Origin of the sequence: Streptomyces sp. MspMP-M5 (assembly GCF_000373585.1) — a bacterium.
GTDB lineage: Bacteria > Actinomycetota > Actinomycetes > Streptomycetales > Streptomycetaceae > Streptomyces.
The window spans coordinates 405,347-428,723 of the sequence record NZ_KB891853.1; the positions used below are offsets into that span (position 1 = coordinate 405,347).

The 23,377-nt window shown below is 67.3% G+C and carries 28 protein-coding genes and 1 pseudogene; 23 read left to right on the forward strand and 6 right to left on the reverse strand.

The window, feature by feature from the left end; all coding sequences use genetic code 11:
- The first annotated feature begins 199 nt into the window (after positions 1–199).
- From B073_RS0101875 to B073_RS46195, 16 genes are all read left to right on the forward strand, one after another.
- Positions 200–1,069, forward strand: coding sequence for a hypothetical protein (locus B073_RS0101875; protein ID WP_018536393.1), 870 nt, complete (start codon positions 200–202; stop codon positions 1,067–1,069).
- 51 nt (positions 1,070–1,120) lie between these two features.
- A complete protein-coding gene (locus tag B073_RS0101880) occupies positions 1,121–1,570 on the forward strand; it encodes a hypothetical protein (RefSeq protein ID WP_018536394.1) in 450 nt (149 codons plus the stop codon).
- A gap of 118 nt (positions 1,571–1,688) precedes the next feature.
- Positions 1,689–2,126, forward strand: a complete 438-nt coding sequence (locus B073_RS0101885) for a hypothetical protein (protein ID WP_018536395.1) — start codon at positions 1,689–1,691, stop codon at positions 2,124–2,126.
- A gap of 125 nt (positions 2,127–2,251) precedes the next feature.
- Entirely contained in the window at positions 2,252–3,064 is an 813-nt protein-coding gene (locus tag B073_RS38875; RefSeq protein ID WP_267881345.1) for an AAA family ATPase, read from the forward strand.
- Between the two features lie 161 nt (positions 3,065–3,225).
- Positions 3,226–3,462: a hypothetical protein gene (locus B073_RS47480; protein WP_234024967.1), complete on the forward strand. Its 237-nt coding sequence runs from the start codon at positions 3,226–3,228 to the stop codon at positions 3,460–3,462.
- Between the two features lie 104 nt (positions 3,463–3,566).
- Positions 3,567–3,869: a CHC2 zinc finger domain-containing protein gene (locus B073_RS43480; protein ID WP_234024982.1), complete on the forward strand. Its 303-nt coding sequence runs from the start codon at positions 3,567–3,569 to the stop codon at positions 3,867–3,869.
- A complete protein-coding gene (locus tag B073_RS0101905) occupies positions 3,751–4,365 on the forward strand; it encodes a hypothetical protein (RefSeq protein WP_063740837.1) in 615 nt (204 codons plus the stop codon). The genes B073_RS43480 and B073_RS0101905 overlap by 119 nt, the downstream gene beginning before the upstream one ends.
- Entirely contained in the window at positions 4,362–4,715 is a 354-nt protein-coding gene (locus B073_RS0101910; RefSeq protein WP_158690078.1) for a hypothetical protein, read from the forward strand. Before B073_RS0101905 ends, B073_RS0101910 begins: the two co-directional genes overlap by 4 nt.
- On the forward strand, positions 4,712–4,933 hold the full coding sequence (locus tag B073_RS0101915; RefSeq protein ID WP_018536400.1) for a hypothetical protein: 222 nt from the start codon (positions 4,712–4,714) through the stop codon (positions 4,931–4,933). The genes B073_RS0101910 and B073_RS0101915 overlap by 4 nt, the downstream gene beginning before the upstream one ends.
- A complete protein-coding gene (locus tag B073_RS0101920; RefSeq protein WP_018536401.1) occupies positions 4,930–6,126 on the forward strand; it encodes a hypothetical protein in 1,197 nt (398 codons plus the stop codon). The genes B073_RS0101915 and B073_RS0101920 overlap by 4 nt, the downstream gene beginning before the upstream one ends.
- Positions 6,123–6,470, forward strand: a complete 348-nt coding sequence (locus B073_RS0101925; protein WP_018536402.1) for a hypothetical protein — start codon at positions 6,123–6,125, stop codon at positions 6,468–6,470. The genes B073_RS0101920 and B073_RS0101925 overlap by 4 nt, the downstream gene beginning before the upstream one ends.
- On the forward strand, positions 6,467–6,841 hold the full coding sequence (locus B073_RS43485; RefSeq protein ID WP_026246957.1) for a sigma factor-like helix-turn-helix DNA-binding protein: 375 nt from the start codon (positions 6,467–6,469) through the stop codon (positions 6,839–6,841). Before B073_RS0101925 ends, B073_RS43485 begins: the two co-directional genes overlap by 4 nt.
- A gap of 1,075 nt (positions 6,842–7,916) precedes the next feature.
- Positions 7,917–8,117 (forward strand): hypothetical protein, encoded by a 201-nt coding sequence (locus B073_RS0101935; RefSeq protein ID WP_018536404.1) that lies wholly within the window; start codon positions 7,917–7,919, stop codon positions 8,115–8,117.
- 338 nt (positions 8,118–8,455) lie between these two features.
- Positions 8,456–8,818, forward strand: coding sequence for a WXG100 family type VII secretion target (locus B073_RS0101940; RefSeq protein WP_018536405.1), 363 nt, complete (start codon positions 8,456–8,458; stop codon positions 8,816–8,818).
- Complete coding sequence (locus B073_RS42640; protein WP_158690079.1) at positions 8,815–10,140, forward strand: WXG100 family type VII secretion target; 1,326 nt, start codon at positions 8,815–8,817, stop codon at positions 10,138–10,140. The genes B073_RS0101940 and B073_RS42640 overlap by 4 nt, the downstream gene beginning before the upstream one ends.
- Positions 10,140–10,991, forward strand: coding sequence for a hypothetical protein (locus B073_RS46195; protein WP_026246959.1), 852 nt, complete (start codon positions 10,140–10,142; stop codon positions 10,989–10,991). The genes B073_RS42640 and B073_RS46195 overlap by 1 nt, the downstream gene beginning before the upstream one ends.
- A gap of 115 nt (positions 10,992–11,106) precedes the next feature.
- Here the strand turns inward: B073_RS46195 and B073_RS0101955 are convergent, their stop codons facing one another.
- Positions 11,107–12,450: a hypothetical protein gene (locus B073_RS0101955; RefSeq protein WP_018536408.1), complete on the reverse strand. Its 1,344-nt coding sequence runs from the start codon at positions 12,448–12,450 to the stop codon at positions 11,107–11,109.
- Between the two features lie 258 nt (positions 12,451–12,708).
- Between B073_RS0101955 and B073_RS0101960 the strand changes: the two genes are divergently transcribed.
- The 5 genes from B073_RS0101960 (at position 12,709) to B073_RS0101980 (ending at position 15,917) form a co-directional block, all read left to right on the forward strand.
- A complete protein-coding gene (locus B073_RS0101960) occupies positions 12,709–13,200 on the forward strand; it encodes an ATP-binding protein (protein ID WP_199788083.1) in 492 nt (163 codons plus the stop codon).
- Entirely contained in the window at positions 13,200–13,562 is a 363-nt protein-coding gene (locus B073_RS0101965; protein WP_037810743.1) for a hypothetical protein, read from the forward strand. The genes B073_RS0101960 and B073_RS0101965 overlap by 1 nt, the downstream gene beginning before the upstream one ends.
- Positions 13,563–13,676: 114 nt before the next feature.
- Positions 13,677–13,844 carry a hypothetical protein gene (locus tag B073_RS47030; RefSeq protein ID WP_181690231.1) on the forward strand — a complete coding sequence of 56 codons (168 nt, stop codon included), beginning with the start codon at positions 13,677–13,679 and terminating at the stop codon, positions 13,842–13,844.
- An 85-nt stretch (positions 13,845–13,929) separates the two neighbouring features.
- A complete protein-coding gene (locus tag B073_RS0101975) occupies positions 13,930–15,126 on the forward strand; it encodes a JmjC domain-containing protein (protein ID WP_018536413.1) in 1,197 nt (398 codons plus the stop codon).
- Positions 15,060–15,917, forward strand: coding sequence for an aldo/keto reductase (locus B073_RS0101980; RefSeq protein WP_018536414.1), 858 nt, complete (start codon positions 15,060–15,062; stop codon positions 15,915–15,917). Before B073_RS0101975 ends, B073_RS0101980 begins: the two co-directional genes overlap by 67 nt.
- Here B073_RS0101980 and B073_RS0101985 read toward each other — a convergent pair.
- From B073_RS0101985 to ychF, 3 genes are all read right to left on the reverse strand, one after another.
- Positions 15,905–16,762 carry a hypothetical protein gene (locus tag B073_RS0101985; protein ID WP_026246961.1) on the reverse strand — a complete coding sequence of 286 codons (858 nt, stop codon included), beginning with the start codon at positions 16,760–16,762 and terminating at the stop codon, positions 15,905–15,907. The two genes, B073_RS0101980 and B073_RS0101985, sit on opposite strands and share 13 nt — an antisense overlap.
- Before the next feature lie 46 nt (positions 16,763–16,808).
- Complete coding sequence (locus B073_RS42650) at positions 16,809–17,210, reverse strand: hypothetical protein (protein ID WP_158690080.1); 402 nt, start codon at positions 17,208–17,210, stop codon at positions 16,809–16,811.
- A 360-nt stretch (positions 17,211–17,570) separates the two neighbouring features.
- Complete coding sequence (gene ychF, locus B073_RS0101995) at positions 17,571–18,659, reverse strand: redox-regulated ATPase YchF (protein WP_018536417.1); 1,089 nt, start codon at positions 18,657–18,659, stop codon at positions 17,571–17,573.
- A gap of 274 nt (positions 18,660–18,933) precedes the next feature.
- Between ychF and B073_RS47485 the strand changes: the two genes are divergently transcribed.
- Positions 18,934–19,830: a DUF6542 domain-containing protein gene (locus B073_RS47485; RefSeq protein WP_018536418.1), complete on the forward strand. Its 897-nt coding sequence runs from the start codon at positions 18,934–18,936 to the stop codon at positions 19,828–19,830.
- Positions 19,831–19,870: 40 nt separating this feature from the next.
- Here B073_RS47485 and ppgK read toward each other — a convergent pair.
- Both ppgK and B073_RS0102010 read right to left on the reverse strand, forming a co-directional pair.
- A pseudogene (gene ppgK / locus B073_RS0102005) lies at positions 19,871–20,614 on the reverse strand (polyphosphate--glucose phosphotransferase); the annotation flags it as partial.
- 106 nt (positions 20,615–20,720) lie between these two features.
- On the reverse strand, positions 20,721–21,713 hold the full coding sequence (locus tag B073_RS0102010) for a 4-hydroxy-3-methylbut-2-enyl diphosphate reductase (RefSeq protein ID WP_026246962.1): 993 nt from the start codon (positions 21,711–21,713) through the stop codon (positions 20,721–20,723).
- 81 nt (positions 21,714–21,794) lie between these two features.
- Between B073_RS0102010 and B073_RS0102015 the strand changes: the two genes are divergently transcribed.
- Positions 21,795–23,249 (forward strand): APC family permease, encoded by a 1,455-nt coding sequence (locus B073_RS0102015; protein WP_018536421.1) that lies wholly within the window; start codon positions 21,795–21,797, stop codon positions 23,247–23,249.
- Positions 23,250–23,377 lie beyond the last annotated feature (128 nt).

Sequence of the window (23,377 nt, forward strand, 5' to 3'; positions counted from 1 at the left end):
CCTTGCGAGGAGTCAGGGGTTGACACTGCTTGACGAGGATGAGCGCGACCCCGAGCTCCTGGAGGACGGTTCGGTCCGCCTCCACCTGATGCCCGCAGTCAAGATCTGACGGAGACCGCAAAGAGTGCCCATACGCCTCATAGATCTACCGACCCACGCCCCCGACGTCCCTCGCGACGGACGGGGGCGCCCCCTTGTCGTGCCCAAGCACGGCGGCAAGCCGCGCACCTTGACTCGAACCACGACCTTCATTGACGCGATCGAAGACAAGTCGGCCCTGGCCGCGTGGGGCAAGCGCATGGTGCTCGTCGGCGCCGCTTCTTGGCCTTCTCTTGTGGACCAATCGCGAGATCTTGACCCTACGTCGCGACGGGGGAAGGCTACCCTCAACGCCCTGGCGGAGCGGGCCGTCGAGCTCGCCGGGGCGCATGCCAAGAGGGAGAAAGGTACGCACCTTCACGCGCTATCGGAGCGCGTTGACCAGGGCGAGGAACTGCCACCCGGCACGAGCCCCGCAGATCTGGCCGACATGGCGGCGTACAAGGTCGCCACCATCACGTTCGACGTGGTGGCCGTGGAGCAGTTCGTTGTGGTCGACGAACTCGGCGTCGGTGGCACCTTCGACCGTTTGCTTCGCTATGCCGGCCCTGGCCCGGACGGCGACCACATCGAGGGCTTCTTCATCGGCGACCTCAAGACCGGCTCAGTGGAGTACGGGGGCCTGAAGATGGCGTCCCAGCTCGCGGTGTACGCCCACGGCGAGCTCTACGACCACACCAAGTTCCCGGTCGACCAGGGTGACACGAAGGCTTTCGCCCGCTGGAAGAAGAGCAGCGTGCCCGCCGAGCAAGCTGCGACCGCGTACACCTCACTGCCACCCGTGAATCAGGACTGGGGCGTCGTGATCCACCTGCCCGCGGGCGAGGCCACATGCACCTTGTACTGGGCCGACCTCCGGCTTGGCTGGGCTGCGGCCCGGCTCGCAGGGGAGGTTCGGGCCATGCGGGGAGCCAAGGGTGCTCTGCGGAAGTTCTCTCCTGACGTTGCCTTTTCGGACCTGATTGCGTAATCTTGACTAGCAAGCGGGCGCACGGCCCGCACCGCGAGAGAGGGGTTTTGAGTGGCCGATGACGGCCGGTCCACCACTGTGACCATCAAGTACGGCAAGGGCCACGAAGACTCGTGGGTCACCTTTCGCGGCACTCCGGAGGCCGTCTTCGAGGACATCGCCTCGTTCTTTGGATTCAATTGCGAGACTTTGACTGGGCTGGCGCCGAGCGAGCTGGTCGTCGAGGCCACCCAGGCGGCCCAGAGCGCGACCCATGTCGTTCGCGGGCTGGACGCGCGCATCGTTCCGTCGCAGCCCGCTCCGCAGGCCGGCGACCCATGGACCGCCACGGAGGAGCCTGCGAAGGCGCAGTCCGGCTCGAAGGCCCTCCTGGAACAGGTCAGCGCGTGCCGCACCACCGACGAGCTGAAGAGGCTCTGGGCAGAGAACCAGTCTGCCTTCGGGGACCAGGCCGTCATGGACGCCTGGAAGGCCCGCGGCCGTTCCCTGGCGGGCTCCTGATGCCCCGCCGAATCCTCGGCGCCGCGGTCGCCGTCGCCATAGCGGCTGGCTCCCTCAAGGCTCAAGTTCCGGCCCGCCGCACCCCATACACCGTTCACCGACAGAGTGGAGATCAGTAGTGCCCCTGAACCTCATGGACATCCCGACCGCCAACGGCGGCTGGTTCAAGCCGAAGGACAACGCCGACGCGGTTGCGATCCTCCTGGAGGTCAAGCAGTTCGACCGGCAGCGGCCCACCCCCAACGGGCCGAAGGACAGTGTGCTCGCCGACGTGACGGTCTTCAGGACGCATGAGGCCCTCGCCAAGCAGGCCCCGGAGGTCTCCAAGGGACAGCGGATCGAACAGACGGTCCTCGCCCGCGACCTGGAGACCGTCGTCGGCGGCGCAGTGCTCGTCACCGTCACCCAGGTCCCGCCCTCGAAGCCGGGCGCGCACCCGGCCTGGGTGTGGAAGCAGGTCACAGACATGGGCATCCGGAAGCAGGTTATCGCCTACGCCGAGCAGCGCGACGCGGCCATTCAGTCGGCCGTCGCGGACGCCCCGTCCTTCGACTGAGCTGTCAGCCGGTAGCTGGGGGCGGCCTCCGCGCCGCCCCCTCCCCCTCTGCGATTGGAGCATGCATCCTTACTCCCGGCCGGTCCCTCGCCCTTCATGCCGAGTCGGGCCGCGAGCTGCCCCACATCGAGGCGTTCGAGGCCCTCTACAACATCGGCTGCCGCCCGCGTCACGGCGAGGTCGTCATGATTGCGGGCAGGAGCGGCACACAGAAGTCGGGCCTCGCCCTGTTCTGGGTGGCTCAGATGAACCTTCCAACCCTGTACTTCTCTGCCGACATGTCGGCCTTCACCGCCTCGTCGCGGCTCGCATCGATGGCGACCGGCGACACGACCGAGATGGTCGAAGCGGGCATGGCGGCCGGCGGCCGCTACAGGGAGGCGTACCTCAACGCGGTCAGCGGTTCCCGCATCACGTTCTCCTTCGGCAGCCCCATCACCTGGCAGGCCGTAGACGAGGAGCTCGAAGCGTGGGTCGAGCTGTGGGACGACTTCCCTGCCGTCGTGGTCTTCGACAACCTGATGGACTTCGAGGGTGCCGAGTCGGACTACACCGAGCAGATGGCCGTGATGAGCAGCGCGACCGAGCTGGCACGCGCGACCGGCGCGACCGTCATCCTGCTGCACCACGCCAGCGACAAGAGCTGGGAAGCCAAGAGCGACCCGTGGGCACCGCCGAGCCGTGACCAGGTGAAGGGCGGCCTCTCCGAGAAGCCCGAACTGAGCCTTTCGGTGGCGCTGGACCCGAACAGCCTGGAGTACAAGGTCTCGGTCATCAAGCAGCGCATGGGGCCGTGCGACCCCACCGCTCGTCGGTACGCAAGTCTGCGATGCCATCCCGAGGTCACCCGGTTCTCGAAGCTGGAGCATCTCGCCCCGCACACCCAGACCACGACGCCCCAGTGGTCACCCCTTGATGCCCTGAACAAGGCCGCTTGACCAGAGAGGATTGCGAGAACTTGACAGACATTGCGGCCAGGAACCGCAGGAACAAGAGGCGAGGGGCCGACTGGGAGACCGAGCTCCGCAACGAACTGCGAGGTGCTGGCCTCGATGTTGAACGCCTCCGCCTAACCGGCAAGGACGACGAGGGGGACCTCATGGTTCGCCTGGGCGACGGCCGCTTCCTGGTCGTCGAGGCGAAGAACGCGCGGTTCGAACCAGGGACCTTTGTCGCCGAAGCAGAAAAGGAGCGGGGCAACTTCGCGCGGCACCGGGGGCTTGACCCTTCCGACGTCGACTCGGTGGTCATCGTGCGCCGCAGGGGTGCGAGTTGGCGCCGCGCGTACGTCCTGACCACGGTCGAGGCGTACTTCGGGCTGGAGGCCAAGCAGTGAGGCTCCGTCGCATGAACGACGACCACCAGGAACACGAGAAACCCGCCCTTGAGGCCGTGCTCGGACACTACGGCGTCGACACCAACTCGCAGCGGGCCATGGGGATGACGCACTGCCCGCTGCACGAGGACAACACCCCGTCCTTCTCCTACAACACCGACCGCGGCTTGTGGAAGTGCCACTCCTGCGGCCGAGGAGGGGACTCGTTCACGCTGATCATGGAGAAAGAGGAAACGGACTTTGTCGGAGCGCGAACCCTTGCGGCCTCTCTCGCCCTCGCAACGCGAGATGTTGGAGGAGGCGACGAGCGCGTATCAGGCAGCGCTTACGGCGGACGCCGCGCGGTACCTGCGCGCTCGCGGGATCGGTCCCGAAGAGGCGGCTACGTTCCGGCTTGGCGTCGTTGACGATCCCCTCCCCGGCCACGAGCGCTACCGGGGGATGCTCTGCATCCCCTACCTCGGGCACCAGGGGCAGCCGCTGACGATCCGGTTCCGGTGCCTCCAGAACCACAACCACCGCGAGCACGGCCACGGCAAGTACAACACCATCGCCGGAGACCCGCCCCGCATGTACGGGGTCGACTCGATCCACGCGGCCGGCGACGAGATCCACCTCACCGAGGGCGAGTTCGACCGCATGATCCACCGGAAGATCGGCTGGCACTCGGTCGCCGTCCCTGGCGTCGAGATGTGGTTCGCCCGGCACCGCCGGATGCTCGCGGGCTTCTCGCGCGTCTGGGTCTGGAGCGACCCGGACGAGGCCGGAAGCAAGCTCACGACAACAGTCTGTCGCTCTCTCCGCTCGGCCAAACCGGTCCGTCTCCGAACTGGCGACGTGACCGAAACCTACTTGGCCGGTGGCGCACAGGCCCTCTACGACGCCAAGGAGGCCGCGGCTTGACCGAGGCTAAGACGACGAAGCGGCCAGCACGCAAGGCCGCCCCCGTGACCACGATCCTCACGAACGTGAAGTCCACCCACCGGACTGTGGCTGACAAACAGATGCCGATTGGGGGCGGCCTCAACCCCGTGAAAGCGCAACGGTACTTCGCGGAGGAAGCCGACCGCTGGGCCTTCATCAAGGTATCCCGTGACAAGGCGGGAATGCCCGGCTGGGACGCCGAGCTCCTGGAGCAGCTCTACTACGCCCTCGCCAGCACCGACGACCCGGAGACCGCGAAGTTCCACCTGGAGAACGTCGCGGCCTACGCAGTCGCAGCGATCGAGCAGCTCGACCGGGAGGCTCGATGACGACACGCGACCTGCCGGGCAATCCCGGCCCCCGCCTCGTCGGCATCTGGGCAGCCCTCGACCCGGACGAACGTGAGGTCTTCGAGCGCCACCTCCTCCAGGGCACGGCTGCCGAACAACTCGTCTGGGTTCTCGCCCGCTACGGACACCACGTGTCCGCCTCGACCATCCGTACGTACCGGCGCCGCCTGCGCCAGGAAGAGAGCGTCAGCCCTTGACCGATTCCCTGCTCGACGAGCTTCTGTCGAAGCCCGTAGGACCAGCGATACCGAGCCGCCAGACCGACCCCGAGCGCGACTTCACGCGCCAGATCGAAGTAACCGGCGACGCGGCCGAGGTCACCGTGCGCGGGCCGGCCGAGATGGACAGCAAGGGCACCGCGGCCGACGTCCTCCGCGCCCACGGCCTCAACGAGAGCGAGTGGGAGGTCAAGGGCTTCCGGAGCTCGGAGTGGACGATGCCCAGCGGCGACCTCGGCGTCTCCACCCGGTTCACCTTCGCCCGCGCCCACGGCACCGTTCCGTACGGCCGTCCCGACATCAGTGAGCTGCTGGCTGCCATCGACGCCCACCAGCCGAGCCGACCGACGGACACCCGAGTCACCGGGGACCACACCTTCGTGATCGCCCTCGGCGACATGCAGTTCGGCAAGATCGACGGGGACGGCCCGGCCGGCACCCTGAAGCGCACGATCGACTGCCTCAACGGCGCTGCCGACCGCCTCGCGCTGTACCGCGAGCGGTTCGACATCGGCCACGTACACATCGCGTGGCTCGGTGATCATCTCGAAGGGTTCCAGTCCCAGGGTGGGGCGAACGTGTGGCGTACACCCCTGACCCTCACCGAGCAGATCCGGCTTACCCGCCGGGTCATGCTGCACGGTGCCCTCACGCTGGCTCCGCTCGCCGAACGTCTGACCATGGCGGCCGTCCCCGGCAACCATGGTGAGGCCGTACGGATCAACGGCAAGGGCGTGACGCGGTACGACGACAGCCACGACACCGAGGCCCTGATCTCCGTGCGTGATGCCCTGGAGCTGAACCCGGAGCGCTTCGCGCATGTCGAGTGCTTCGTGCCGGACACGGACGAGCTGACGGTCGTCGTCGACTGCTCGGGCACCGTCGTGGCGCATGCCCACGGCCATCAGTGGCGTCCGGGCAAGCACTTCGAGTGGTGGAAGGGCCAGGCGTTCAACAAGGCCAGTGCCATGCACCAGGCCGACCTCCTCCTTGCCGGCCACCTGCACCACGAGTTCGTGGACACCGACGGCCCGAGGACGTTCATCCAGCCGCCGGCCATGGAGAGCGAGTCGACGTGGTGGCGGCACGCGAAGGGCACGACAGGCGCTCCCGGCCTGGTGGTCGCCGTAACGAAGGACGGCCAGGTGCCGGTCAAGGAGGTGGTCCGATGAGCCTTCAGCTTCTGGACTACGAAGCAGCCCAGGCAACCAACGAAGCGGACTGGAGTATCCTCGCTGACCCTCAGGTCGAGAGCGTCGCTCAGGCTGTCGCACGGGCCTTCGGCCGCGATTACGGCCTCACGCTGGAGTACGAAGACGCCTACCAGGAGACGGTCATAATCGCCGCCGAACGGGCCGCGTATGTGCGCCAGCTCCTCGACGAGGCCGGGGCCGGACTGCTGCATCGCTGGCTCTCTCAGCGTCTTCGGGACCGCTGGTTGACCGAGGCCAAGCACCGTGCCGGCCACACCTCCTATGAGGCCGCGCGGCACTCGGCAGAGCGGACGTGCCTGTGACCGCGTACGACCGACGCCTCGTCGAGCACCTTCTCCCGGCCGTGTGGGACGTGGAAGCCGCGTACGGCATCCGTAACCCGCAGTCCCCGGACGCCGACATGCCCAAGGCAACCACCGACCCGAAGGCCGCAGGCACACTGTTCGCCCACCTCGCCGACATACGGCTGGGTTGGAAAACGGCCCCACTCTCGCTCGGCGAGCGTCAGGCCCTCGTACTGCGGTATGGCGTGGACCTACCGGACGACGAAGCCGCAGCCGTACAGGGCGTAACTGACCGAGCTGTCCGGTATCGAGTCGAACGAGGCGTCGGAAAGCTCGCGGCACACCTCAATGGCCATGAATACGTTGACAGTTACGAAGAGCTTGAATAAGTAGCGCAAGAACCGACGGCACTCGGATAACACACACCAGCGATAAGTTCGCAGCTTTCGAGCAGACTAAGGCCCCTCAGCAGTTGAGGGGCCTTAGCTGTTGCTTTTCAATGGACCTTCACCAATACGAGAACGCCGAGGAAATAGCCCCAGTCGATACCGCCTAGCGTCAACCATTTTGATGCAGACGCATAGAAGGCCCCCGTCATAGCCGTACAACTTGACCTCTATGCGCCCTCCCTTAGAGATTCGCGCCGACTCTGAAGTCCTGCGGTGACACGAGCGCGCTCCTCGATCTCTTTGGCCAGGGCCCGCGTTTCCATGACTAATTGAGAAAGGTGCCGGTCAGGGCTCGCAGGGAGAAAACAAGTAAGTCCAGAAATCAGTTCGCAGCGATCGCGATAGGTTTCCTCGGGTGACTTATAGGCGTGCCCCATGAACACATCAGCTACAGCATTAGGGCTCAGGTACGTCCTAAGTGATACCGCCTCTCGACGGGGTCGCCCTGCTGCGATATACATACCCTTAAGGTTGTAAAAGAACCTAGTTAGCGCTTTGGATTGCTCGATCAGGTGAGCGTTTAGCTCAGCCTCATATCCGTCTTCTACGTGCACGCTCCACAGCGGAGTCAACACCTCAGAGATAGCTTCGATAGAAGCGTCGCTCGCGTTTTCAGGCAGCTCTACAACCAAGCTCTCCGCCACTCGGCTGCGACGCCTCGTCCAGTACCGCGGATCTCCGCCCCAGTGCCTCACGACGCGCTCCAGCAAATCCTGCTCGGGAAGCTGCCTACCGCTTAGCCATGCGTAGTAGGTACTCCGGCTGATACCAACCGCCATGCAGGTGGGCTTCGGGCCCCCTGCTGCGCCAGCCTCGTGGCGCAGCTCCTTCAGCTCTCTGGCGAAGGCGTGCAGAGGGTTCTCCGGATCCAACGGCTTGGGTCGTCTCCCCACATCGCACCCCGTAGTCCTGCGTTGTCCTGAGAAGTTCTGAGGTAGTCCAGGATCCTAGTCCGCCCGCTGCCCTCTGTGGACGCTTGAGGGCGTCATCTCATGGTTGCGCAACGGAGGTTGAAGTGGGACTGGCTCTCTACGTCAGGCTGCTCTTGGTCCTGGCGGCGGTGCTGGCAGCGGTCATCATCGGCATGATGGCCGGCTTACTTGCCCGGTGGGAAGGTGCCCGCACGCCGACCTGCATCAGGGGCGGTTCAGCTGCGGCCGGGGCCGCGTTGACGCTCTTCCTTCTGGTGCTGACGAGTCTCCACGCCCTCGGGTGAGCCGCCGAGCACGATGTGAAGCACGGGCCGGCTGGCGAGCGGCAGTCCACAGCCGTGCGCGTGGCAGCCTCCGAGCCTTTCTCACCCGTGAAGTTGTCCGTATAGATGGTGACGATCTGCTGTGCTATGGCGAGATTGTAAAAGGTAACGTTGCGCGAACACGCCGCAGCTGACGCCGGGCCTTCCAGACGTTCGACAGCGCGTACATCACGCGAATTTGAGCCATGATCGGCTACATCTAGCCAGGCTACAACGCACCCAAGCTGGGTGAAGTAGACAAACCGGTTGATCGGCTGAGGCGATCAAGTGCACTGTCAGTGGTACACGGTAGGTTCGTAGTGAACCTGAAGGTAGAGCGTTTGGGGGGAACCGTGGCCGCTTCTGGCTTCGATATCGACACACACCAACTGAAGGACGAAGCGCCGAAGTTCGGTAGGGAGTCAGCCGCTTTGGCGAAGGCGGCCGAGAAGCTGAAGCACTCACTCGATGGGCTCGGGGAACCTTGGGGGGACGACGAGCAGGGGAAGAAGTTTGAAGGCGTCTACAGCCCGCATCGCACCCAAATCGAGCGTGCTGCCCATGCGTTGGTGAAGGGCCTGGAAAGCATTGGCAAGTCCATGAAGGACATGGCTGACAATCACGAGGAAGCGGATCGCTCCAACGCCTCGGGCTTCAAATCGCAAGGTGGCGGTGCGCATTGAGTGCCGCAGACAAGGCCAAGGAAATTGTCCAGGACCTCACCGGCATGTGGTGGCCGAAGGGTGATGAGGACGAACTCCGGGAAGCCGCTCGTGCCTGGCGGACATTTGCTGATGACGTCAAGGACATCACCTCGGCGACACACAAGTCTGCACAGGACGTCATCGACAACAACAAGGGCAAGTCGATTGAGGCGTTCGGTGCGTTCTGGAAGAAGTACCACGGCGGGGGCAAGGGGTACCTGGACGACCTTGCTTCCGCCGCGGAGGACATGGCCAAGGCCCTGGATAAGTTCGCCGACCAGATAGCCGAAGCGAAGAAGAAGATCCACCACGAGATGGAGATCGCCGGCGCGGTCCTGGTCGCTGGTACGGCGTTGGCCATCTTCACCGGCGGCATAAGCGAGGTCGCCGCCGCGGGTGCCACCGAAGCGATCGTCGCAGCGGCCAGCACGGCAGGCGTCGCCGTCTCTGCCACCATCACCGAGATCGCCGGCACCGTCCTGGCCACCGCCGCCATCGGCGGCATCAGTGCCATCACGGTGGACGTGGTCGTCGCCCAAGGCGGCCGGAACCTGCTCGGGGATCAGCATGGCATCAACGCCGCCGAAATCAAGGACGCCGGGGTGTCCGGCATGCTCCTGGGAGGCGCCTTCGGCGGAGCCGCCCGCGGCGCCCAGGCCGTAGCCGAGGCCGGCGGCGTCAAGAACGTCCTCGGCAACATGAAGTTGGACAGCTTGGGCAACCTCAACATCTCACTGCCCAACCTCCAAATGCAGTTGCCCAACCTTGGCGGCCCACGCCTGGCGATGGCCGGCGAAGGGCCTGTCGGCCCAACCGGCCAGCCGCTGATGCGAAGCGCTCAGGGCGGTGGGGGAAGCCGTGCCACGTGGCCAGCTTCGGACACCATCGCTGGCCCGGCGAAGGGCAAGACGCTTCGCGCACCTCACCCCAGGCACACTATGGGAGGCGTGAAGAACGGGGAGGTCAAGGCAGAAAACAGCCTCATCCTGCCGGAGTACAGGCACGTCGTGAACAACGACATCGCCGAGATCGCCGCGGGAAACGCAAAATGGGATCACGTCTCTCAGAGGTACGAGATTAACGGCCGGACTTACGGCGTCGAGGACAGTGGAACCGTCTTCCCTGGCTCTGGCCCCGGCATCGTCAATCTCGATCGCATCGAATACGATGCACTGAAGCAGATCACACGCGTGGATGGCGACGTCAGTAAGCTTGAGAAGTTGTTCAGCAATGCACCGAAGTTCAAAAACAACCCGCAAGCCGTAGAAAAGGCTCTGGAACTCTACAGGACCTACCACTGATGACATATAACCTGATCGCCCCTGGGCAGGAATTCCCGGCACGGCTTGCACCGATCCTTGCTGAGGTGTTCGGCGTCTCTCTCGCCGATGTTGATGTGTCGGAGGAATCCGACTTCGATTCTCGAAACTGGGACGCCGAAGTAACCTGCGAATACTCAGCAGTTCGCGGTGACCTGAACTGGTCGGTGAGCATCTATGCGACGGACGCAGTGCAGTCGCCCCCGTCAGAGGAGGCTCTTGCACTGAAGGTGGCACAGGCGCTTGGCGTGCCTGTCCTCTTTCCCGGGACTGTGGCCATCCCCAACGTCTGGCGGATTGCCACACCGCAGGGTGGGCTTACACATGCACGTGTGACCGAGCCTGAAAGTGAGTCGGAGAGGCTGACAATTGACGCTGTAGAGGACGCCATCCCAGAGTTTCCTCGCGCTACCGTCACCAAGTTCCGCGAGATCATCAAAGAACTTCAGCTGCCTAGCAAGGTCACTGATTCGCACCTGCCCGAGGGGATCTCGGAAGGTCGGCGGGAAGTGCGCAGCCTGCTCGTGAACTGGGAGCGGCTCACGGTCCGCATGGCAACAGGCTGGCCTCCATCGGCGTGGTACCCGGCCTCCATGTATGTGGAAGACCTTGAGCTGCGCGATCAGACGGCCGATGTGATCGGAAGGTTGCCTGCGGACGAACGGCACTCTGCTACAGAGGCCCTTGAGCAGATTGACCAGGCGTATCGCGGACTCACCGTCGAAGATGGTGGGGAGAATCTTGCAAAGGCTGCGGACGTGCCGATTGTTGACCGCGCATGGTACTGGTACCGGCGTCCGCAAAACCCCCCGTGGGACACCCCCAGCAAGTAGCCGTTGCACCGGCCGCATTCCGTGATCTGGTTCCCCGCCTCATTGGCGCATCGTGATGAGGCGGGGGAACGGTATGGAGGGCACCACACCTGGGGGTGATCGTTCTTCGTCGATCTCAGGCGGCGGTCGGCAGGGCGCTCAGCCGCTCACGGAACTCACGTACCGCCGGAACCGACCGGTGCGGACCGAGCCGCTCAGAGAACTCCTTCAGTCGGTCCACGGCCCGCACGGAACTGACCTTGTCCTCAAGCAGTTCGGCCCCATAGTTCGCGGCATCGAGTGCCCCGTCCAGGTCGTTCCCAGCGAGCCGGGCTTCGGCCAGGCGGCTGGACCTGACGGCCTTGTCACGCGGCGCGGCCTTCTTGACGGAGGTCTCCAGGGAGCTCGTAGCGCGCTCCACCTGGCCGGAGCGCAGCATGACCTTGCCTTCGGTCGACTTCAGCTGCGCCTCGCCGTACCAGTCGAGCCAGTCGGGGGATGCGTCTTCCGTGTGTCGGTCCCAGAGGGAAAGGGCACGGTTCAGTGCGGTGCCGGCCTTCCGGTGGTCACCGTCGCGGGAAAGTGCCTCAGCCTGGTGCAGGTGGAGGAACGACTGTGTGTAGGGCGACAGCGTTCGAGGAGCATTGTCGATGGCGGTCGAGATGAGTTCGACGCGCTCCGCGGTCCGCCCGGCCTCGGAGACGTGGACTCCCATCTCTGCGAGGACGAAGGCTCCGAAGGCGTCGTCTCCGGCGGTACGGGCACTCCGAAGAGCTCCCACGTAATACTGCTGTCCGGCGGACCGCAGACCAGCGTCGTACGCCATCCAGCCCGTCAGGTGCGAGACCCGCGCCGCCAGCGCGTACAAGCGGCTGCCGGTCTGCTCCGTGTACCGGCCGGTTTTGAGGAGACCTGAGATCAGAGCAAGGTCGCTGCGCGCCTGCTCCAAGAGCCGGGCACCTCCGAGCTGGTCATCAAGCGTACGCAGCGTGCCGATGCGTTGCTCAAGCGTCGAGACCATCTTGTCCGTGACACGGTCTCCGTCGAGCGCGGAGGCGAATGCGGATGGCGCCTCAGCCCAGCTTGCTGCCAGGCCCGTCAGCGCGGCGCCAGTGATGGTGAGAAATCCCCGACGATCCATGCGGCCACTCCCAACCAGATCAGCCAATGCCTCAACGGTACCGGCCTCTGTCCAAGGAGCGGTAAGCCCGGTTACTTCCCACACGGGTAGCCAGCGCGGCCACCTCTGGGTCAGAGCCCGTTCATACGGGACATTCAGCAGGTCAGCCAATACGCGCTGAGCGTCCGCATCCGGCTCCTGGCCCTGCTCCCATTTCCATACGGTGGTGCGGTTGGTTGCCAGCAGGATGCCGAGCGCCTCGCCGCGCGCTTGCATGAGGCGCGCGAGCTCGGCTTTCCCCCATCCCTGCAACTGGCGAACAAAGGTCAGTGGGTGGATTGCTAACGGCTCAACAGGCACGTCGTCACTCCCATCATCCCCTCACGGCGTAGCTGCGAGGCTACTGCGCGTACACGCGCCGGGGGACCCTTCCTTGCCAAGAGAAACCCCCCAGAAACGTTCCCGGACCGCACCCACAAGGCGTTGACTGAGCATCAGCCGGTCCACGGCAAGAGCAGACCGTCCCGTTCGGGATGGTCTACCCAGATCGGCGGCGTCATCTCCAGGTGTCCCCCGTCGGAGATGACGCCGCTTTCCAGCTCTTCGGAGGCGTCCGTTATGCCTGCGCTCGTCACTCGTTTCACCATCGAGGGCACGAAGGAAGAGGTATCTCCAGCTCGACGCATGGTCGTTGAGCAGCTTCGGGCCTGGGGCGTCTCACTCGATGATGAAACGGCTGATGCGATCCGCCTGATCGCCTCCGAGCTCCTTACCAATGCTGTCGTCCATGGGCGGGGGCCGATCTCAGTGGCCCTTCGTCATCGGCCCGGCAGCTTGCTGATCGAGGTGTTCGACAGCAACCACCAGGGACCGCAGGAGTGTTGCGCTGAAGAAGATGACGAAAGTGGGCGCGGCCTCACATTGGTTGGCTGCTTCGCGGCGCGGTGCGGCTGGGAGCCCACGAGATACGGAAAGCGAGTGTGGGCCGAGATCGCGCTTCCGAAGCCCGCGCCAGCGATCCGTGCCGCAGCTCTGCGCCAGTTCCTCGCGGCTAAACCCGCACCTGGCACAAAGGGCACACCCGGTTACCTGATGCTGGCGGTCGCGTGATGGGACGCCACACACTGCGCGCGTCTCCTCTGCCGGACCCCGATGTCGTCTTCCGGCCGACGCGCCGCGACGTCGATCCGGCGACGGGCGAGCCGGCCACCTCCTCCTTGTGGGATCGCCACCAGTGGCAGCCACAGGGCGAATGCTGGCTCTGGTGCGGGCGCGATGACATCGAGGTGACGTGGATCGGCCCTGTCCGGTCCAGCGGCATGCACGCTGCCCTCTACGCCTGCCGCGCGTGCCTCTACCAGCTCGACCAACGAGTCCTGGACGCCAACATGCGCAAGGACGCGAGCGCCCTTCCTGCCAACCGCGCCGCGCGATTTCCCAAGGCCGGCCGCCACCGCAGAGCCGCGTCCTAGCCGCGGCCCCCACTGACCCCGCCCCCACGTCATTCCACATCTCCCACGGCCGTGGGGGCGGCCTTGCTTCCCGCCAGGTCCCTGGCGGGAGAACCGAAGAGGAAGGAGCACGAGGTGACACAGAGCACGACTCCGCCTCCGGCCCAGAGTGGCCTTCTCGTGGCGGTGGAAGAGCTGACCGCCGTCCACGACCGGTACGACAGCCTCCGGTCCGACAACGCCGGAAGTTCCGGCGACGCACCGTGGCCCGGCGGTGACGGCAACCTGAGCGACACCGAGTAGTGCCGACCGGCGGGGGTCCGAGCGGTTCGCCGGTCGGGCCCCCGCTGTGTCCGCACCACCAGATCGGACCTACGAGGAGGCAGCGATGGAACACCAGTTGATCAGCGCCATCGAAACGACGCTCGGATGGGACGGACCGGAAGGGCTGGGTAAGGGCTTCGTGCGGGGGAGCATGGACGATCCCGCGCTCGCCTCCCGCATCCTGACCCCGAACCGTCTGCTCGACATCGCAATGCGCCGGAGCCTGAACCGCCCTCAGTTCCGGTGCTTCCAGGAGGGCAAGGAAGTCCACCCGGCCATCTACTACACCGACACCGTCAGCCCTCGGGGCCAAAGCATCCCCATGGTCAACATGCGCAGCTTGGGGCGGCTGCTGCGAGAGGGCGCGACGCTCATCCTCGATCAGGTCAACGTCTTCGACCCGACGATGGAGGTCACGTGTCGCGCCTTGCAGTGGTGGTCCCACGAACGGGTGCAGGTCAACGCCTACCTGACGACGAACGACGCCGAGGGCTTCCCTCTGCACTGGGACGATCACGATGTCCTGATCATCCAGCTTGCCGGCGAAAAGGATTGGGAGGTACGAGGCACCTCCCGCAACGTCCCCATGTACCGGGACTCCGACCCCAACGAGACCCCGAGCGACGAGATCATCTGGTCCGGCACCATGAAGACCGGTGACGTCATGCACATCCCCCGAGGCCACTGGCACCAGGCGACCCGGATGGGTAGCGGTTCGGGCAAGAGCCTTCACGTGACGTTCGGGATTACCAAGCGCACGGGTGCCAGCTGGCTCGCCTGGCTGGCCGACTGGTGCCGCGAGCACGAGGCATTCCGGCACGACCTGGACCGCTGGCACGGCGCTGGAAGCGAAGCTCTGACCGAGGCCGCCGTCCGTCTGATCGGCGAGCGCCCTCCGGCCGGCTTCCTGGCCTCGTACGAGCAGGAGACGACGCTGCCCCGACACGTGCCGTACCTCGACATCCTGGCGCCTCTCGACGCCGTGGCGTGCACTACCCACTTCGCTCCCAAGATCCGCGAGAACGGCGAGACCGTCGACATCGTGGCCTCTGGAAAGAAGATCACCCTCGCGGCCAAGGCACTGCCCGCACTGCGCCTGCTACTCAGCGGCAGGCCGGTACCGCTGGCCCAGGCGGCGGCCATGGTCGGGGCCGAAGTGGCGGAGGTGGCCGAGATCTTGGTGAAGGAGGAGATATGCGCGCCACTCACCCCCGAGTTGTCCTCGGGCTACACCGGTCTCGTCACGAACGCCGTCTCCTGACCGGCGCGCTCGACCTCGGCGTCACCGCACTCGACACCAGCACCAACTACCTCGGATTCCGCTCGCATCAGGCCCTGGCACAGGCAGCAGGCGATCTCCTACCGAGGTTCACGCTCTCCACCAAGGTGGGTTACTTTCCAGGTCCGGACAGGACGGAACACTCCTTGAGCCCCGCGCGGCTGCGCGCGGCCGTGGAGCAGGCGGTTCGGGACCTCGGGCGGGAGCCGGACCTCGTGTTCCTGCACAATCCCGAACACTCGCTCCAGGAGACCGCACCACAGAGCCGAGACCTGCTGGCCCAGGCGTGCGCTGCCCTCGATGACGCCGCGGCGCAAGGGCTATGCGGCGGCTGGGGCGTCGCATCCTGGGACCCTTCACCGCTGCCGAACCTGATCGACACGGGAACGCCAAGGCCGTCCGTCCTCATGGTCCGCGCCGGGCTGCTGGTCGGGATCAGAACGCTCGACGCCGCGGAAACCCTCACCAAGGCATGGAACTTAGGGGACGGCCAGGTGTGGGGCATGAGTCCCTTTGGAGGCAGCACCCGGGCTCCCGTGTGGGCGAAGACCGATCCCCGAGTCTTCATCCAGGGCGGTAACCGCTTTTCCCACGTACAGGCGGCCTTCCGCGTCGCCTTCCACCTCCCGCGAGTCAGCGCCATCGCTGTGGGCACCGATGACCCCACCCACTTGGGCGAGTTGACCGGCGCCCTGGACGGCGAGGTCGACGGGCGGACGATCCGCGAGTACCGGTCCCTTCTGCGAGACCGGTTGCGCAGTCAGCCGGCCTGAAGTTCCGCGATAACCTGATCCGCCATACGGCGGGCGGGCTCCAGCCGAGGGTCCTCCGGGTGCGCATACGGCCCAAGGATCTTGGAGCACGCGAACAGCGTCATCAGCTTGCCGTCCCGGCTCTCGAAATCCGATCGCCGTTCTCGCAGCACCCGATCGGCCAGAGCTGGGACGGCAAGGGAACTTCCCCACAGTGAGGCGGCATCGAGCCCCTGCGGTGCGTTTCCCCAGTCCTCCCAGTCGAAGAGGCTGAACGTCGGCGCGGTCATGTTGGCCCAGTTCAGATCCGCGTGGGCTGGCACCCAGCGCTCAACGGTCGTGTCGAAGTCGCTGGAGAAGACACTGCGGATGGACTCCGTGACGAGGGCCTGCGTGACGGTATCTGTGTCCGGCGTAGCAACGCGCTGCGTCTCGTGAGCCGCAAGTGCGTCCATCGAAGAGTTGAACGCCTGCCACCACTCATCTGGCAGCCCCGGGTCTTCGCTGAGAACGGCGGTTCCGATGGGCGCTCCGGGCAAGAGTTCGGTCTCGTCAGCCCGCCACATCACAGGCTCGTCTACGTCCCGCCAGACCACGCAGCCCTGCCACGCCGGCTGGGCGACGCCGTCCAGACGCGCGGCGCACTCGGTTCCGTTCCACCCTTGGACGCCGATTTTGTCGAGCCCTCGTCTCTCGATGCGCACCCAGGTATCGCGGTCAGTCCGTGCTCCGACGGAACGGCGCTTACGCACCACAGAGTCCCGGTCGAAACGCGCCTCTAGCGCCCGCTCCACGCGATCAAGGAGGTCAGAGACCGGTTCAACCCGCAGGTCGACGGCACGGGTTGTAGATGCCGAGAGGGTCATATGGCGACCGTAGCAGTGTGGCACGCGACAGATGACCAGGTCTCCGTCACTGAGTGATGTCGAGCGCCCCACTCGGATCATCGAGGGCGCCGCGGGCGAGGGTCTTGAACTCAACCACTGCTTCAATGGCGGCAGCTTCGGCCTCCTCCACCGACCGCCCCTGGCGAGGTATCGACAGGTCCACGCGATAGACAATGTCGGTGACAAGGCAGGCATGCCACATAGCCAGGTGCGCCATCACATTGAAGGCGGCCGTTGCGACCTTCTTGGGCCCCTCCAGCTCTACCGCAGCCACTGCCTCCTCCAGTTCCTTGAGCAGGGCTCGGAACTCGCCGAGGGCCTGAGGTGCGGGGGCCATTCCTTGCTTGAGCAGCACCTGAACTTCACGACCGCGTTCAGTGAATTCGGAGATGGCCTGCAACAGCTTGGCGTACGCATCCCTGCGCACCTGCCGTCTCCAGTGAGTGTGCTGCGAGTGCGTCTGCGCCTTCCCGGTGTGACGTGCAGCCACGACCGCCCCCGCTGCCCCGAGAGCCGCGCCAATCACGGCTGCGACTCCTGAAATAAGTGCTAAGCCCCCTGCTCCCATGGTGGGCATTGTGCCGGACACGCCCCCAGACCCGCACCGAGTAAGGGTCTAACCATCCAGCACCAAGTCAGCACGGAAGGGGTTCCCAGGGGTGATGACAGGTGCTTCCAGGTCAGCACCAAGTCAGCACGGGCACGGAAAAGGGGCCCGACCCCGAAGAGTCGGACCCCTTCTGACCTGCATGTTTGCCAGATCAGCGAAGTGGTGGTATGTCACCCGCTACACGTTGAACCGAAACTCCACCACATCCCCGTCCTGCATGACGTAGTCCTTGCCTTCCATGCGGGCCTTGCCGGCGGCGCGGGAGTCGGCGACGGAGCCGGATTCGACGAGGTCGGCGAAGGAGATGACCTCGGCCTTGATGAAGCCCTTCTGGAAGTCGGTGTGGATGACACCGGCAGCCTCGGGGGCGGTGGCGCCCTGCTTGATCGTCCAGGCGCGGGTCTCCTTGGGACCGGCGGTCAGGTAGGTCTGCAGGCCCAGGGTGCGGAAGCCGACGTGGGCGAGGGTGGCCAGGCCCGGCTCCTCCTGGCCGACGGACTGGAGGAGCTCCAGGGCCTCCTCGTCGTCCAGCTCGGCCAGGTCGGCCTCCAGCTTGGCGTTGAGGAAGATCGCCTCGGCGGGGGCTACCAGGGCGCGCTGCTCGTTCTTGAAGTCCTCGTCGGTGAGCTCTTCCTCGTCGACGTTGAAGACGTAGAGGAAGGGCTTGGTGGTGAGGAGGTGGAGGTCGTGCAGCAGCTCGGTCTTCTCGGTGCCCTGGACGTAGCCGGCGGCGAAGAGGGTGCGGCCCTCCTCCAGGATGGCCTTGGCCTCCTCGACGGCCTTGACCTTGGGCGCCACGTCCTTCTTGATCCGCGACTCCTTCTGCAGGCGCGGCAGGACCTTCTCGACGGTCTGGAGGTCGGCGAGGATCAGCTCGGTGTTGATGGTCTCGATGTCGTTCTTGGGCGAGACCTCGCCGTCGACGTGGACGACGTTCTCGTCCTTGAAGGCGCGGATGACCTGGCAGATCGCGTCGGACTCGCGGATGTTGGCGAGGAACTTGTTGCCCAGGCCCTCGCCCTCCGAGGCGCCCCGGACGATGCCCGCGATGTCGACGAAGTCGACGGTGGCGGGCAGCACCCGCGCGGAGCCGAAGATCTCGGCGAGCTTGGCGAGGCGGGGGTCGGGGACGCCGACCACGCCGACGTTCGGCTCGATGGTGGCGAACGGGTAGTTGGCCGCCAGCACGTCGTTCTTGGTCAGGGCGTTGAACAGGGTCGACTTGCCGACATTGGGCAGACCGACGATTCCGATCGTGAGCGACACGGTGGCGACTTCCCGGAGCTGGTGGTGGGCGAAAGGGCGGGCCGCTTCCCGGTCCGGCCGAGTGGGGCCGGAGCTGACCGGGGAGGGCCGATCCACCAGTCTACTGGGCGGGCCCCGCCGGGCCGGGCGGGCCGGACGCCGCCCCGGAGGGAGGGCGCCCGGCGCCCCGCGCGCTCCCCTGACGTGCGCCGGGCCGCCTAACAGTGCCCCCGAGGTTGGTGAATGCGCGTGTCCCATGACCAATTAATCCCACTTAGCGGCCTACCGTGGCCGCGTGGAGCAACACGTCGAGCAACCCCAAGCGCGCACGTCCCCGCACGGCCGGCCGCGGAGCGGCGGCCCCGACACGGACACCCGGCTCCCGCGCCCCGCGGAGGCCATGGCCGCCGACCCCGACGACGCCTTCCTGTCCGCGATGCGGGCGTCCGGCTATGCCTCCGTGCCCTCCGGCACCGAAGTCACGGCCCGCGGCTACGCCCCCGGGCCGGCGGAGTACGGGGCACCGGCGTACCAGGCGGCCGCGCCGCCGGCCATGGCCGCGGGCGAGTGGATGCCGCGCCCGGCCGCCGGGCCGCCGGCCGACGGCGAGGAGGTCGCGGCCGTCTACCGCGCCGGCCCGCGGCGCCCCCCGGCGCCCGCCCCGGTGGCCGGGCTGCTCCGCCGGATGCCGGCCGCCAAGCTCACCGGCCTCGGCTGCGGGCTGCTGGCCACCGCCGCGCTGCTGGCCTTCGGGTTCCTGGACCGCTGGCTGCTGGACGGGGCGCAGGGCGCGTACGGGGCGTTCTTCCTGCTGGTCGGCGTGGCGGCCGGGGCGTGGGTGCGGCCGCTCGACCTGGTCGCCGCGCCGGTCGCGCTGCCGATCGCGTTCGCCGTCGGCACGCTGCCGGTGCAGCACGGTCCGACGGGTTTCCCCGGACTGCTGGTCGGCGTCTTCACCGTCCTCGCGCTGAACGCCGGCTGGCTCTACGGGGGCACGCTGCTCTGCGGGCTGCTGGTGGTGGTCCGCAAGGCACTGCTCATCGCCGGGCGTCGGGCCAGCCGACCGGTGAGTCGACAACGGCGTCCGGGGCCCGGTCCGCGGGCGGGGGCCCCTCGACCGGGCGGGTCCGCGCGGCGGGGCCCGGAGCACTCCCGGGGCGGGGGCCGTCCGCGGCGGGTGGCGCGCCTGTAGGGGGCCCGGCCTCCACGGCTCCGGCGGAACCGGGGGTGCCCGCCCCGGAGGCGTAGGCGGCCATCGCGGCGCCCACGATCCCCGCGTCGTTCTGCAGCCGCGCCGGGACGATCTCGGCCCGGATGCCCTCGATCAGCGGCAGGAACTTCTCCGCCTTGCGGCTCACCCCGCCGCCGACCACGAACAGTCCGGGCGAGAGCAGCATCTCGACGTGGGCGAGGTACTTGCGGACGCGGTTCGCCCACTGCTGCCAGTTGAGGTCCTCGTCCTCCTTGGCCTTGGTGGAGGCGCGCTTCTCGGCGTCGTGGCCGTGCAGCTCCAGGTGGCCCAGCTCGGTGTTGGGGACGAGCCGGCCGTCGGTGAAGACGGCGCTGCCGATGCCGGTGCCGAAGGTGAGGACGACGACCGTGCCGGCGCGGCCGCGGCCGGCGCCGAACCGCATCTCGGCCAGACCGGCGGCGTCCGCGTCGTTGAGCAGGGTGACCGGGCGGCCGCCGAGCCGGCCGGTGAGCAGGGCGGCGGCGTCCGTGCCGATCCAGCGCTTGTCGACGTTGGCCGCCGTGCGGGTGATCCCGCCGGTGACCACGCCGGGGAAGGTCGCACCGACCGGGCCGGTCCACCCGAAGTGGTCCACGACCTCCTTGACGCGGTCGGCGACCGCCTCGGGGGTGGCCGGATGCGGGGTCAGTACCTTGTAGCGCTCGTCGGACAGCTCGCCGCGCTCCAGATCGACCGGGCCGCCCTTGATGCCCGATCCGCCGATGTCCACACCGAAGACCCTCATGGGAAAAGGCTAGGCACGAACCCCGCCCGCCGCTCCCGGTATGCGAGAGACGGCGGGCGGTGGGGCGGGGACGGCGGGCGGGCGCCGGTCGGTCCCGGCGCGGGGGTCAGTCCTCGACGGCGGACCGGGCCTCGGCGCGCAGGTCGCGGCGGAGCTCCTTGGGGAGCGAGAAGGCGATGGACTCCTCGGCGGCGGTGACCGTCTCGACGTCCTCGAAGCCGCGGGCGGCCAGCCACTCCAGGACGCCGTCGACCAGGATCTCCGGGACGGAGGCGCCGGAGGTGACACCGACCGTGGCCACGCCCTCCAGCCAGCTCTCGTCGATCTCCTCGGCGTAGTCGACCAGGTACGAGGCGCTGGCGCCGGCGCCGAGCGCGACCTCCACCAGGCGCTTGGAGTTCGAGGAGTTCCGGGAGCCGACGACGATGACGAGGTCGGCCTGGGCGCCCATCTGCTTGACGGCCTGCTGGCGGTTCTGGGTGGCGTAGCAGATGTCGTCGCTGGGCGGCGAGAGGAGGTTGGGGAAGCGGCCCTGGAGGGCGTCGACGGTCTCCATCGTCTCGTCCACGGAGAGCGTGGTCTGGGAGAGCCAGACGACCTTGTCCGGGTCGCGCACCTCGACGTTGGCGACGTCCTTGGGGCCGTCGACGAGCTGGATGTGCTCGGGGGCCTCGCCGCTCGTGCCGATGACCTCCTCGTGGCCCTCGTGGCCGATCAGGAGGATGTCGTAGTCCTCCTTGGCGAAGCGGACGGCTTCCTTGTGGACCTTGGTGACCAGGGGGCAGGTCGCGTCGATGGTGGCGAGCTTGCCGCGCTCGGCCTCGTCGTGGACGACGGGGGCGACGCCGTGCGCGGAGAAGATGACGATGTTGCCCTCGGGCACCTCCGCCGTCTCCTCGACGAAGATCGCGCCCTTCTTCTCCAGGGTCTTCACCACGTACTTGTTGTGGACGATCTCGTGGCGCACGTAGACCGGGGCGCCGTACTGTTCCAGGGCTTTCTCGACGGCGATCACCGCGCGGTCCACCCCCGCGCAGTAGCCGCGCGGGGCGGCGAGGAGGACCTTGCGGCTGGGCTGCGGACGGGGAGTAGCAGACATGGGTCCCATCGTACGGCCGTGCCCCGGCGCGGAGTGATCGCGGCGGTGGCCCAGACTGGTGGGAGCACGTGAGGAGGCGGGATGCCGGGAACAGTCGGCGCGGCCGTGGGTGACGAGGTGGGCGGCGGCGCCGGGGAACTGCGCCGGACGCTGTCGTTCCGGGATCTGGTCGTCTACGGGCTGCTGTTCATCGCGCCGATGGCGCCGGTGGGCATCTTCGGCACCCTCCAGGCCACGTCGCACGGCGCGATCACGGTCGTCTACGTGGTCGCCACGGTGGCGATGGCGTTCACGGCGTACTCCTACGCGCAGATGGTGCGGGTCGTCCCGCGGGCCGGGTCGGTGTACGCGTACGCGCGGGCCGGTCTGGGCGAGGGGGCGGGGTTCGTCGCCGGGTGGATGGCGATGCTGGACTACCTGCTGATCCCGGCGGTGGCGTACCTCTTCTCCGGTATCGCGCTGCACGCGCTGGTGCCGCAGGTGCACCAGTGGGTGTGGACGGCGGCCGCGGTGGTGGTCACCACGCTGCTGAACCTCCGGGGGGTGCGGACCGCGGCGGTGGTCGGGTTCGCGGTGCTGGCGCTGGAGCTCGCGGCACTGGTGGTCTTCGTGGTGGCGGCGGTGTGGGCGCTGGCCGTGCACGGACCGCAGCGCGGCTGGGCGGCGCCGCTGACCGGGGAGGGCGGCTTCTCGCCCGAGGCGGTGCTGGCGGCGGTGTCGGTGGCGGTGCTGTCGTACCTGGGCTTCGACGCGATCGCCTCGTTCGCGGAGGAGGCTTCCGGAGGTGCGCGGCGGGTGGCGCGGGCGGTGGTGACGTGCCTGGTGGTGGCCGGGGCGCTGTTCGCCGTACAGACGTATCTGGCCGCGCTGCTGGCCCCGATGAGCGCCGCCGAGCTGGCCGCGAAACCGGGCGAGCAGGGAGCCGCCTTCTATACGACGGTGGACGCCGCGGTGGGCGGCTGGCTGCACGACCTGGTGGCGGTGAGCAAGGCGATCGGGGCGGCGTTCGCGGCGCTGGCCGGGCAGGCCGCGGCCGGGCGGCTGCTGTTCGCGATGGCCCGGGACCGGCGGCTGCCGCGCGCGCTGGCGAAGGTGGACGCGGGCAGCGGGGTGCCGCGCCGGGCGCTGCTGGGGGCGGCGCTGGTGACGCTGGTGGCGGCGGTCTGGGCGGCGACCCGGGACGACGGTCTGGACCGGCTGTCGTCGATCGTGAACGTCGGCGCACTGACCGCGTTCGCGCTGCTGCACGCCTCGGTGATCGGGTGGTTCCGGATCCGCCGGCAGGCCGCGGCGCCGAGCCTGCTGCGGCATGTGGGGGTGCCGCTGGCCGGGCTGGCGGTGGTGAGCGCGGTGGTCGTCGAGGCGTCGCCGACCGCGCAAGTGGTGGGCGGGGCCTGGCTGCTGGTGGGACTGGTGGTGCTGGGAGTGCTGACGATGCGGAAGGCCGGCTCGTCAGGGCATTCCAGCCCGTCCGAACGTTCCAGCCCGTCCGAACGTTCCAGCCCGTCCGAACGTTCCAGCCCGTCCGGCGATTGAGGACCGGGGGTCCCGGGGGCAGGGCCCCGCGCGACGGTGCCGCACCCGGCAGCTGCGGCGGGGACAGGCCACAAGACGCCGCCCACTGCCACGGCCACCTCCCACGCAGCGCAACCCCCACTGTCAGT

Excerpts from the sequence above, each read along its gene's own strand:
- B073_RS47480 (WP_234024967.1), top strand. The coding sequence starts at position 3,226 with ATGGTTCGCCTGGGCGACGGCCGCTTCCTGGTCGTCGAGGCGAAGAAC.
- B073_RS43480 (WP_234024982.1), top strand. The coding sequence starts at position 3,567 with ATGACGCACTGCCCGCTGCACGAGGACAACACCCCGTCCTTCTCCTAC.
- B073_RS0101905 (WP_063740837.1), top strand. The coding sequence starts at position 3,751 with ATGTTGGAGGAGGCGACGAGCGCGTATCAGGCAGCGCTTACGGCGGAC.
- B073_RS0101915 (WP_018536400.1), top strand. The coding sequence starts at position 4,712 with ATGACGACACGCGACCTGCCGGGCAATCCCGGCCCCCGCCTCGTCGGC.
- B073_RS0101925 (WP_018536402.1), top strand. The coding sequence starts at position 6,123 with ATGAGCCTTCAGCTTCTGGACTACGAAGCAGCCCAGGCAACCAACGAA.
- B073_RS46195 (WP_026246959.1), top strand. The coding sequence starts at position 10,140 with ATGACATATAACCTGATCGCCCCTGGGCAGGAATTCCCGGCACGGCTT.
- B073_RS0101960 (WP_199788083.1), top strand. The coding sequence starts at position 12,709 with ATGCCTGCGCTCGTCACTCGTTTCACCATCGAGGGCACGAAGGAAGAG.
- B073_RS0101965 (WP_037810743.1), top strand. The coding sequence starts at position 13,200 with ATGGGACGCCACACACTGCGCGCGTCTCCTCTGCCGGACCCCGATGTC.
- B073_RS0101975 (WP_018536413.1), top strand. The coding sequence starts at position 13,930 with ATGGAACACCAGTTGATCAGCGCCATCGAAACGACGCTCGGATGGGAC.
- B073_RS0101980 (WP_018536414.1), top strand. The coding sequence starts at position 15,060 with ATGCGCGCCACTCACCCCCGAGTTGTCCTCGGGCTACACCGGTCTCGT.
- B073_RS0101985 (WP_026246961.1), bottom strand. The coding sequence starts at position 16,762 with ATGACCCTCTCGGCATCTACAACCCGTGCCGTCGACCTGCGGGTTGAA.
- B073_RS0102010 (WP_026246962.1), bottom strand. The coding sequence starts at position 21,713 with ATGTCTGCTACTCCCCGTCCGCAGCCCAGCCGCAAGGTCCTCCTCGCC.
- B073_RS0102015 (WP_018536421.1), top strand. The coding sequence starts at position 21,795 with ATGCCGGGAACAGTCGGCGCGGCCGTGGGTGACGAGGTGGGCGGCGGC.